11 protein-coding genes (1 of these 11 cut by a window edge) are annotated in these 10,000 nt (G+C 61.5%); 4 read left to right on the top strand and 7 right to left on the bottom strand.

Translation table 11 applies throughout. The features are described from left to right. The 3 genes from E2L05_RS18275 to E2L05_RS21270 form a co-directional block, all read left to right on the top strand. On the top strand, window positions 1-404 hold a 404-nt coding region (locus tag E2L05_RS18275), incomplete at its 5' end, for a BRCT domain-containing protein (protein ID WP_341776761.1). Next, window positions 401-2,491 (top strand): ATP-dependent DNA helicase RecG, encoded by a 2,091-nt coding sequence (gene recG / locus E2L05_RS18280; RefSeq protein WP_133344255.1) that lies wholly within the window; start codon window positions 401-403, stop codon window positions 2,489-2,491. The genes E2L05_RS18275 and recG, both read left to right, overlap by 4 nt. Before the next feature lie 89 nt (window positions 2,492-2,580). Continuing rightward, window positions 2,581-2,712: a hypothetical protein gene (locus E2L05_RS21270; RefSeq protein WP_279512644.1), complete on the top strand. Its 132-nt coding sequence runs from the start codon at window positions 2,581-2,583 to the stop codon at window positions 2,710-2,712. A gap of 132 nt (window positions 2,713-2,844) precedes the next feature. Here E2L05_RS21270 and E2L05_RS18285 read toward each other — a convergent pair whose 3' ends face one another. Then, window positions 2,845-3,288: an iron-sulfur cluster assembly scaffold protein gene (locus E2L05_RS18285; protein ID WP_243722052.1), complete on the bottom strand. Its 444-nt coding sequence runs from the start codon at window positions 3,286-3,288 to the stop codon at window positions 2,845-2,847. 68 nt (window positions 3,289-3,356) lie between these two features. Here E2L05_RS18285 and hisI point away from each other — a divergent pair, with 68 nt between their 5' ends. Further along, window positions 3,357-3,719: a phosphoribosyl-AMP cyclohydrolase gene (gene hisI, locus E2L05_RS18290; protein ID WP_133344259.1), complete on the top strand. Its 363-nt coding sequence runs from the start codon at window positions 3,357-3,359 to the stop codon at window positions 3,717-3,719. Here hisI and gluQRS read toward each other — a convergent pair. The 6 genes from gluQRS to E2L05_RS18320 all read right to left on the bottom strand — a co-directional run. Then, a complete protein-coding gene (gluQRS, locus tag E2L05_RS18295) occupies window positions 3,697-4,575 on the bottom strand; it encodes a tRNA glutamyl-Q(34) synthetase GluQRS (RefSeq protein ID WP_133344261.1) in 879 nt (292 codons plus the stop codon). The two genes, hisI and gluQRS, sit on opposite strands and share 23 nt — an antisense overlap. Continuing rightward, on the bottom strand, window positions 4,571-4,774 hold the full coding sequence (locus E2L05_RS18300) for a hypothetical protein (protein ID WP_133344263.1): 204 nt from the start codon (window positions 4,772-4,774) through the stop codon (window positions 4,571-4,573). Before E2L05_RS18300 ends, gluQRS begins: the two co-directional genes overlap by 5 nt. 153 nt (window positions 4,775-4,927) lie before the next feature. Beyond that, window positions 4,928-6,151, bottom strand: a complete 1,224-nt coding sequence (locus tag E2L05_RS18305; RefSeq protein WP_133344265.1) for an OpgC family protein — start codon at window positions 6,149-6,151, stop codon at window positions 4,928-4,930. A 59-nt stretch (window positions 6,152-6,210) separates the two neighbouring features. Then, a complete protein-coding gene (locus tag E2L05_RS18310; protein WP_133344267.1) occupies window positions 6,211-7,566 on the bottom strand; it encodes a tetratricopeptide repeat protein in 1,356 nt (451 codons plus the stop codon). A gap of 71 nt (window positions 7,567-7,637) precedes the next feature. Beyond that, the gene (locus E2L05_RS18315) at window positions 7,638-8,873 is read right to left on the bottom strand and encodes a CaiB/BaiF CoA transferase family protein (protein ID WP_133344269.1); all 1,236 of its coding nucleotides are present in this window, start codon (window positions 8,871-8,873) and stop codon (window positions 7,638-7,640) included. Continuing rightward, window positions 8,857-10,000: the 3' portion of a thiamine pyrophosphate-binding protein gene (locus E2L05_RS18320; RefSeq protein ID WP_133344271.1), read on the bottom strand. The gene runs 497 nt beyond the window's last position; 1,144 of the gene's 1,641 nt are visible here — the last part of the coding sequence; the start codon falls outside the window, past its right edge; its stop codon occupies window positions 8,857-8,859. Before E2L05_RS18320 ends, E2L05_RS18315 begins: the two co-directional genes overlap by 17 nt.

Below are 10,000 nucleotides of genomic sequence, written 5' to 3' on the forward strand. Positions count from 1 at the left end.
ATCAAACTGCGCGTCACGCATGGGATGATCTGGTCGGAATTGACGGCATCGGCGCGGTTGTTGCGCAGTCCTTGACGACGTCCTTGGCGCAGCCTGACGAACGCGCTTCAATTGACCGGCTAATCGACTTTCTGGAGGTAGAGGCTGCCGAAGCGCCGAATGATGACGGGAGTCCAATTGCCGGTAAGACACTTGTTTTCACTGGGAACCTTGAAATCATGACCCGTGCCGAAGCGAAGGCCCGCGCTGAAGCGATGGGCGCGAAAGTGTCAGGGTCCGTGTCAGCCAAGACCGATTTGGTCATCGCGGGGCCCGGCGCAGGGTCAAAGGCCGCCAAGGCTGAAGCGCTTGGAGTTGAAACGGTGGACGAGGCCGGATGGCTGGCATTGATCGGTGAGGCATGAGCGGCGGGCGCCCTCCGGTTCTGTTTCCGCTGTTTGCCGAGCTCGAAACCTTGCCGGGGGTCGGGCCGAAAACCGCGCAGGCGTTGGCGCAGATGCATATCTCGCGCCCCCGTGATCTGCTGCTTACCTTGCCGACCAGCGGTACAGACCGGCGTACTCGACCCACAGTGCAAGGCGTTCCCAGCGGGCAGACGGTGACAGTTCAGGTCACCGTTTTGCGCCATCAGCCGTCAAGCGGGCGCGGCCCTTATCGAATCTATGTCGAGGATGCGCAGACGACTTTGTCGCTTGTTTGGTTCCGGCCCAACCGTGGCTATCTGGAAAAGCTTCTGCCGGTGGGAGAGGAGCGGCTGATTTCTGGCAAGCTTGAACGCTATGACGGGCAAGCGCAGATCGCGCATCCGGATCACGTGCTTCCGCTGGGCGAAGTGGCGACCATTCCGCCCTTTGAACCGGTCTATCCGCTGACAGCAGGGTTGACGGGCAAAACCATGACCAAAGCCGTGGTTGCGGCGGTAGAACGTGCGCCAGATTTGCCTGAGTGGGCGGATCCGGGGTTGATTGCAAAGCGCGGGTGGCCCGGTTGGAAAGCGGCGATCCAAAAGGCCCATGCCCCGGATAACGCTGCTGATTTGTCGGCGTTGGCACCTGCGCGGGAACGGTTGGCCTATGACGAATTGTTGGCGCACCAGATGACCCTCGCAGTGGCACGTGCCCACCAGCGTGTTCCGAAAGGCCGGGCAAGCCAAGCAGACGGCCGATTGCAGTCTATGGTTCTTGCTGCGCTGGAGTTTGCCCCGACGGGTGCGCAGCGCCGTGCCATTGCCGAAATCACGGGGGATATGGCCGAGCCGCGCCGTATGTACCGGCTTTTGCAGGGCGATGTCGGGTCGGGCAAAACGCTTGTTGCTCTGATGGCGCTTCTGGCGGCTGTCGAATCGGGCGGGCAGGGCGTTCTGATGGCGCCGACTGAGATCCTCGCGCGGCAGCATGCCGAAGCTCTTGCGCCTCTCGCCGAGGTGGCGGGTGTGCGGCTTGAGGTTCTGACAGGGCGCGATAGTGGTACGGCCCGCGCAGCGCGCCTTGCGGCCCTCGCGGCGGGCGAGATCGGTATACTCGTCGGCACCCATGCGGTGTTTCAGGCCGATGTGCAGTTTGCCGATTTACGGTTGGCCATCATCGACGAACAGCATCGGTTTGGTGTCCGTCAGCGGCTTGAGCTCGGGCGCAAAGGTGACAAGACGGATGTGTTGGTGATGACGGCCACGCCGATCCCGCGCAGTCTGGCGCTGGCGCAATATGGCGATATGGATCTGTCGGTGTTGGATGAAAAGCCGCCTGGCCGCAGCCCGATCAAATCCGCTTTGGTCGGGGCCGACCGTCTGGATGACGTGATTGCGCATTTGCGTAAGGCGGTTGCCGAGGGGCGGCAGGCCTATTGGGTCTGCCCCTTGGTCGAGGAAAGCGAGGCGGTTCCCATGGTTGCCGCCGAAGCGAGGTTCCGAGATCTGCGCGCAGCCCTTGGCGAAGGCGTTGTCGGATTGGTTCATGGCCAGATGCCATCTGACCGCAAGGACGAGGCCATGGCGCAGTTCGTGTCGGGTGAGACGCAGGTTCTGGTGGCGACGACGGTGATCGAGGTGGGGGTCAATGTTCCGAACGCGTCGATTATGGTCATCGAACAGGCCGAGACCTTTGGGCTGGCGCAGTTGCATCAGCTGCGAGGGCGTGTGGGGCGGGGTGCTGTGCAGTCCACGTGCTTGTTTCTGTACCACACCCCTTTGTCCGAAACAGCCAAGCGCCGCCTGACGCTTCTGCGGGACACGGAAGATGGCTTTCGTATCGCCGAAGAAGATCTGGCTATGCGCGGGGCCGGCGACATGATCGGCATTGCGCAATCGGGCCTGCCGCATTTTCGCATCGCTGATTTGGAAAGCCAGACCAAACTACTTGAAATTGCGCGCGACGATGCCCGTGCTTTGCTGAACACCGATCCCGATTTGGCAAGCCCACGCGGGGAGGCTATGCGAGCGCTTTTGTGGCTTCTGGAGCAAGACAAGGCATTGGGCTTGCTGCGGGTCGGCTGATAGTGTTCCTTAATTGTTCTTAAAAATCTCTTTACACGAATCAAATGAGAACATAGCAAGAACACATCAGATGGATCGGAGGAAAGACGATGCTTCAAGATGTGAAACAGGCCCTGCACCGCGCGTCAGATACGCTTTGGCATGATGTGATTGGTATGGCTGCCCTTGGTGTTTTGTTCTTTTCGACGCTCTATCTGCCCAGCTTGCTGGGCGCTGTCTGAACTGCCCCGCGAACCGGCCCCACGCCATTAACCCCTATGGTCTGCCTGCACACGGGTCTTGCCTGTCCCGCTGCTTCCCGGTTCGCATCACTGACGCCGCGTTTTCGGTTGCCCCCGAAGCGCGGCGTTTTTTTATGCTTGGGGTTGGGCGTCGTCGAACGCTTTGAGTGTAGCATCAAAGCTAAGCAGGATAGAGGCATGGCGATTGGAGAAATCGCGCGCGGCTTCCATGACTTTCAGACCGTCAAATGGGGCTTGGGGCGCCGGACCGCCGGATTTCAGCATGTCGGACAGGGCTGCGCGACCGGCGGCGATGTCGTCGCGGGTGGCGCCAAGTGCGCCGCCTCCCACAACCGACGCAGCGGCCTGACCCAAAGCGCAGGCTTTCACATCTTGTGCGAACCGGCTGATGCGGCCGTCGGACACGTCCAGATCGACGGTCACCACCGAACCGCACAGGGGCGCGCGCACTTTGGCAGACCCCATCGGGCTATCCAATCGCCCTGTGTGCGGGATGTCCGCTGCCATGGCGAGGATGCGTTTGGAATAGAGGTTTATCAGGTCGGTGTCGGACACGTGCGGGTTTCCCTTGGCTTGTGCCGTTGCTACATAGCCGCCCATGCGCTGCGAGCAAAGGATGCGTGATGGAATTCGACCCTGAAAGCTTGAAATTCGACTCCAACGGTTTGATTCCCTGCATCGCGCAGGATGTAGACACCCGCGAGGTGCTGATGATGGCATGGATGAATGCGGCGTCGGTGGCGCGCACCCTCGGATCGGGCAAGGTGACCTATTGGTCTCGATCGCGGCAGGCATTCTGGGTGAAGGGCGAAAGCTCAGGCCATGCGCAAACTCTGGCCGAACTTCGTTTTGACTGCGATCGAGATTGCCTGTTGGCGCTGGTTCGGCAAGTGGGCCCGGCCTGTCACACCAATCGAAGATCTTGTTTCTACACTGCTGTGCGGGGTGGGGCCGAGGTCGAGATCATGGAGCCAGTGGCAGACTAAGCCATTTGCGCAGCTCTGCGGGGCTGGCTCCTTCGTCTCGATAGAGCCGAATGGCACGAGCATCGTCGCGCTTGGCAAGGCGTTTTCCCGTCTCGTCGCGGATCAGCCTGTGATGGTGATAGGTCGGGGTTGGCAGGCCCAACAGCTTTTGAAGGCAAACGTGAAGGATTGTGGCGGGGCCAAGATCGCTGCCGCGCACAACATGGGTGACGCTTTGTGCCGCGTCATCCACCACGACCGAGAGGTGATAGCTTGTTCCCATGCCCCGCCGCGCCAGCACGATGTCGCCGCATCTGGCGGCAAGCCGGGACAGCGGCAGGTCGGTGCAGAACTGATCCGCTTGGTCGCCGGTTTCCGAAAAATGCAGCGATGTCAGTTGGGTGCGTTGCTCGATCCACGCGGCAGCACGGGCCATGTCAAGGCGCAGCACCTCGTTAGGTCGTGGACCTGTGAGTGGCGCCGAGGGGCGGCATGTGCCGGGATATATGGGGCCATCTGGGCCAAAACTAACGCCCTCCTGAGGCGCGGAGAGGGCCTGTGCAATGTCGCGGCGGGTGCAGGAACATGGGTAGAGCAGGCCCATTTCCCAAAGCTTATCAAGAGCTTCGTCGTAGGCGCCCAGCCTGCCTGATTGGCGCATGACGGATTCGGGCCATGACAGGCCGAGCCAGCGCAAATCGTCATAGATCAGGGCTTCCCATTCTGGGCGCGACCGATCCCGGTCGATGTCTTCGATCCTGAGCAGGAACTGCCCACCGGCCGCCTGTGACATGTCGTAGGCCAGCATTGCGGAATAGGCGTGCCCGAGGTGCAGTGGCCCGGTCGGTGATGGGGCGAAGCGGCTGATTATGCTAATGTTTGTGTTTCCGCATAAGTTTGGCTGTGCCGGATTGATGTATCAGGAACCATGCCAGGATGATGAACATCGGGTGTGTCAGACCGCCCGAAAAGATGAGGGCCGGTATCCAGATAAAGAACGTGATAATCGCGACAATGGGGCGGCCAGCGAACAAGATCGACAGCGGCGGAAGGAAGATGGCGAGGATGTAATTCATGGCGTTTGGCCTCTCTCAAGCAGGTGTAGGAACCGTGTAGGTGTTTTGTAGGAACTCTGTAGGAGGCTAGGTGTTCCGCTGTGCACCGATTTAACGCACGAGGCCGGGATGCGGCAAGCCGGTCTGCGGCCCCGTGCGGAATAGGTGTGCTGTTCAGCGGGGGGCGCGCCAAGGCGAGGATTTGAACCATGCTGCAAGATAGGCCACGCCAATGATGGTCGCCATTCCGACGAAGTTGACGGCCAAGGTGGGCAGCCAACCGCGCGACGGGGTGAAGTCCAGCACAAACCCCAGCATCTGGGCGAACCACATGGAAAAGATGAATACGGCCAAGGATTGCTGACCCACTTTCAGAATCAACTTGCGAGCCGTGTTCCATATGCGAGCGGCAAGACTTTGGCCGTCTGTCATCAACCGCGACCCGCCCTCACCTGCTGCGGCCCATGCAAGATAGGCCAGCGCGAGGAAGTGCAGATAGCGCAGGATCCCTTCTTCCGTTTTGCCAAACAGAACGGTGTTCGCGTCGCGCCACGCTTCGATCCACGGCACCTGGGTCCAGATCTGCCAGCGGCCAAACGGGACCGAGACCACCAGAAACACGACGGCCACAGCTATGAGCCATGTGGTAACGGGCGGTTTGGGCAACCACCCGCGCATGAACGCGAAGCCCGTGAAGAATATCAATTGCCAGCCGAACGGGTTGAAAAACCACGGACGGTCGCCCCAAGGTTCGGCAGGCAAGTCGAGCGCGCCGGTTTGCGCCGTAGCCCAGATCGCCACGCAAGTTCCCATTGCCAGTGCTGGATGCACGCGGGCCAGCCCCATCACCAAGGGGATCATCGCGAGGATGACGAGGTACATGGGCAGGATGTCGAAGTAGTTCGGCACATAAGTGAGCGTCAGCAGGCCAACCAATGCTTCCTGGGTGTCGGTGAAGAACCGGGTGATTCCCATGCTGCCAACGAAGTTCTTTTCAAACCCGCCATAGGTTTGCCAAATGCCAGACAGGTCGATTGCCACCTTTGTCGCCGCGACGGTCATGAACAGCCCGATATGTGCCCAATAGACTTGCCATATCCGGTGCGCGACGCGGGCCAGACCCATACCCCAGCCACGGGTGACAAAGATTTTGCCAAAGGCCAGTGCGGAGGCCATCCCCGAGCAGAACACGAATATCTCAGCCGCATCCGACCACCCATAGCGTGCCGGAATATAGTTTGAGAGCCGGTTGAACGGGATGTGGGCGATCAGGATGATGAACATCGCGATCCCGCGGAAAAAATCCAGTCGGATGTCACGGGTTCCTGCCGCAGCAGCAGTGCTGGTGCGGGCAGGGCGGTCGGCGGTCGGGGCATGAGGTGTCGATGCGAAGGTCATGGCGCAGGTATCCGGTGGGCCAAGCTGGCCGCAAGTGGTTTTGTCAGGGGGAGGGCTGCCTATTCGGCGGAAATCGCCGCAGCGCGGCGTGTCGTGCTATAGATCATCTCGAGTCGCCGTGCGGCAAAGCCGTCTTCGTGCCCGCCGCGCGACGCGGTGCGCTTCGCCAAGAGGGTTGCAGCGTGATCAAACTGTCCGGCGCGGATACCGGCATCAATGGTGATGCGTTCGAACACATCGCGTTGTGCGTGACTGCCCCCTGCCAGTTGCATGGCCGGCCGGGCCGCATTGAGGCGTGCGAATGCCGCCTCAAAATTGCCTTCGCCGAAAGCCTCTAGGCCTTGTGCTGCGGCTGTTCCGGGGTTTTCGAAGCGGGCGTTCATATCGGTGGGTGTCGCGGCGCCGTCACGGGCGATCCGCTGAACCAGCGTGTGCGCTGCGGCCGGGCGGTTGTCGCCGACAAGGGCCAGAAGATAGTGCAGATCCGCGAAAATAAGGCATCCGTCTTCGGTGCGCTTTTCGGCGAGATCGGCGAGTTCTTCCCATCGTTTGCCGACGTGAACGCCATCAAGTTCAAGGCGCATCAAAAGGGATGTCGCATTGGCGATATCGCGATAGTCATCGCTTTTTTCGGCGCGAACATGGGTGTCGTAAAGGGCGAGCGCCGCATCGGTTTGGCCGAGGTCGAGATACATCAGCGCCTTGTGCCACCAGACGTGGAACCGGAAGTTGTTGCAATGTGCCCAAGCAGATTCGTTGCCTGACAGCCATTCCAGCCCTGCGGTGGCGTTGCCGGTCATGTCATGGACATGGGCCACGGCATGCAGCCCCCACGCATCGTCTGACGCATGGTCAAGCGCTGTCATTCCCGCCGCGCGCGCGCAGTCATAGGCACCGTTTTCTTCAAGCGCGAAGGCCCGGCACCCCATGTAATAGCCAAAAGCGGGGTGGGAAGGATCATAGGCCGGGCGCAATACGTCGAGTGTATCAAGCATGGCGCGGCGATGCCCCAAGATGAAACGAATGCCATGTGAGAGTTTCATCGCAAGGGCATCGTGGGGGTGAGAGACCAGAATGGATTCAGCGATTGTTGCGGCTTTCTCGGGCTGATCCGCCAGCCACGCGGCCAAGGCTTCGACATAGGCCGCTTCACGCGGGGTGGATGTGCCGCAAGCGCGGGCGGTTGCCAGAGAGTCGGCGGCGACGGCCACCAACTCGCGGCGGCCAAGCATCATCAGGAACAGACCCTTCAGGGCGTGCCCAAGGCCAAAGCCCGGTTCCGCCTCCAGAGTTGCGGCCAAGTGGTCGGCTGCTGACGCCCCGTGGGACAGAACCCCTTGTTGCACGCCATTCCAGTGCGCCAAAGCGGTTTGGTCCGTCAGCGCCACATCGGAGCCGTAAATGTCGGTCAGCATGGCGGGTCCCCCGTTTGTGCATGATCTTTCTAATTTCAGGCCACCGGGTGGGCTTGTCCACAGCGCGCCTGTCAATCAACGCGTTTGTGTTCGTCCGTGTGTGCTGTGTCGGCGTTTTCCCGCTCGCCAAGCCATTCTTTCAGCGCATTTGTGCCTTCGCCGAAGGACGGTGGCGGAAGATCGTGGCGAACCGGCGTGCGCGACAGTTTCAGTGGATTGCCCAAAACGCGGACCGGCGGAGCGTTGTCACGTGCCAGTTCCACGGTTGCGTCGCGCGCATGGGCCTGATCGCTGTCCAACGCTTGCGGGATCGTGTTGACCGGACCGACCGGGACTTTGCGCGCTTCCAGGCCGGCGATGATGTCTGCCATGCTGAAGCGCCCCAGCGCAGTGGCAACTTGTGGCAGAAGCGCCTCGCGGTGGATCAGGCGTGCCGGGTTGGTCGCGAAACGCGGGTCTTCGGGCAGATCAGCGCGCCCGATGAAATCACAGAACCGGACGAATTGTGAATCGTTGCCGACCGCGATGATGACATGCCCGTCGGACGCGGCGAACACGTCATACGGCACGATATTCGGGTGGCCGTTGCCGCGCCGCTGTGGCGGGGTGCCAGAGGTCAGGAAGTTCACCCCTTCATTGATGAGCCACGCCATTTGCGCATCCACCAGCGCGAGGTCGATATGCTGCCCTTCGCCCGTTGCGTCGCGATGGCGCAGCGCGGCGAGGATGCCTATGGTCGCATACATGCCGCACATGACATCGGCGATACCTACGCCGACTTTCATGGGCGGCCCGTCCGGCGCGCCGGTCAAGGACATGATCCCGCCATAGCCTTGGGCCATAAGATCATAGCCCGGTTTGTTCCGGTTGGGGCCGGTCTGCCCAAAGCCCGAGATCGAGCAGTAGACCAGACCGGGGTGGCGTGCGCAGAGGGTCGCATGGTCCAGCCCGTATTGCTCCAGCCCGCCAGGTTTGAAGTTCTCGATCACCACATCGGCGCGGGCTGCCAGCCTTTCCAGAAGGGCGCGGTCTGCGGGATTTGCCAGATCCGCGGCGACTGACCGTTTGCCCCGGTTGGACGACATGAAATAAGCGCTCAAATCGCTGTCGTTCCCGTCGCCATCCGGGGCATAGGGCGGCCCCCAGGCGCGGGTATCGTCGCCGCCGGTCTTGGGGTTTTCAATTTTCCAGACCGTTGCGCCAAGATCGGCGAGAAGCTGGGTGCAGGTTGGCCCCGCCAGAATGCGCGAGAGGTCCAGCACGACAAGGCCGGATAGCGCGCCCTTGGTGTCAGATGCGTCCATCATACGCCCCCCTGTCTATCACGGCAGCGATTACGGTGAATGTGCCGGCCGAGGCGGCCTTGTCCATGGCCGTCTTCAGTGCGGCACGATCCGTGACCGTCACGCCGTTTCCGCCAAAGGCGCGGCCAATAGCGGCGAAGTCATGGGGGGCGAAATCAACGCCGGTATTCGGCAGTTGCCGTTCGCGCTGCTTCTTTTCAATCAGGGCCAAAGACGCATCCACGAACACCACGATAATGATCGGCAGGTTGAGTTCCGCCAAAGTTGCCAATTCGCCAGCCACCATGAGAAATCCGGCATCCCCAGTAAAGGCGATAACGGGCCGGTCCGGTGCGGCGAGCTTGGCGCCGGCGGCCAGCGGGATCGCACAGCCCATGGTGCACAGGCCCGTGGATTGCAGCAAGCCGCGCGGGGTAGGGCAGGTCCACATTTGTGAAATCAGGATTCGGTGCGCCCCGCTGTCAGCGGTGGCGATGGTGTCATCGGGAAGCGCGGTGCGGACCACATCGACCACTGCGGCAGGGCCCCAGTCATCGTCTCGGGGAAAGGCTTGGGCGAGGGCGGCTTGCGCTTTTGCGATCTCGCCTCCGCCCCATGTGTTGCGCGGCGCGACGCCGGATGACAGCGCGCCCAGCGTGGCGGCGATGTCTGAGCGGAAGAACGTTGTTGCGCCGTGCATATAGTGCGGCATGTCTTCGGCCGCGATTTCGATGACCATTTGTTTGTCAGGGTTCCAAGCGTCTCGCCACCCCGGGCGGACCTCGATCGGGTCGTACCCGACTGCGATCACCACATCGGCATCTTTGACCAAAGGCAGCAAAATGGCGTCTGCCAGCGGGGACAGACCCGCAGCGCCCAAGGACAGATCGTGCGTTTCAGGGATGAGCCCCTTTCCCCGGTAAGTAGTGATGACCGGGATGCTATGCGTTTCCGCAAATGTGGTCAGCGCTGATGCGGCGCCTTCGTTGACCGCATCCAGCCCGGCCAGAATGATCGGGCGCTGTGCGGCCCCAAGGGCATTTCGCGCGCTGTCCCAAATTGGGCCGGGCGCGGGCAGGGTCGGGGACAGCGGCAAACGCCTTGGGCCGACGTCTGTACCTTTGGCTGCGGCCACCGCGATCGGGACGTCC

Origin of the sequence: Meridianimarinicoccus aquatilis (assembly GCF_004358675.1) — a bacterium.
GTDB classification, from domain to species: domain Bacteria; phylum Pseudomonadota; class Alphaproteobacteria; order Rhodobacterales; family Rhodobacteraceae; genus Meridianimarinicoccus; species Meridianimarinicoccus aquatilis.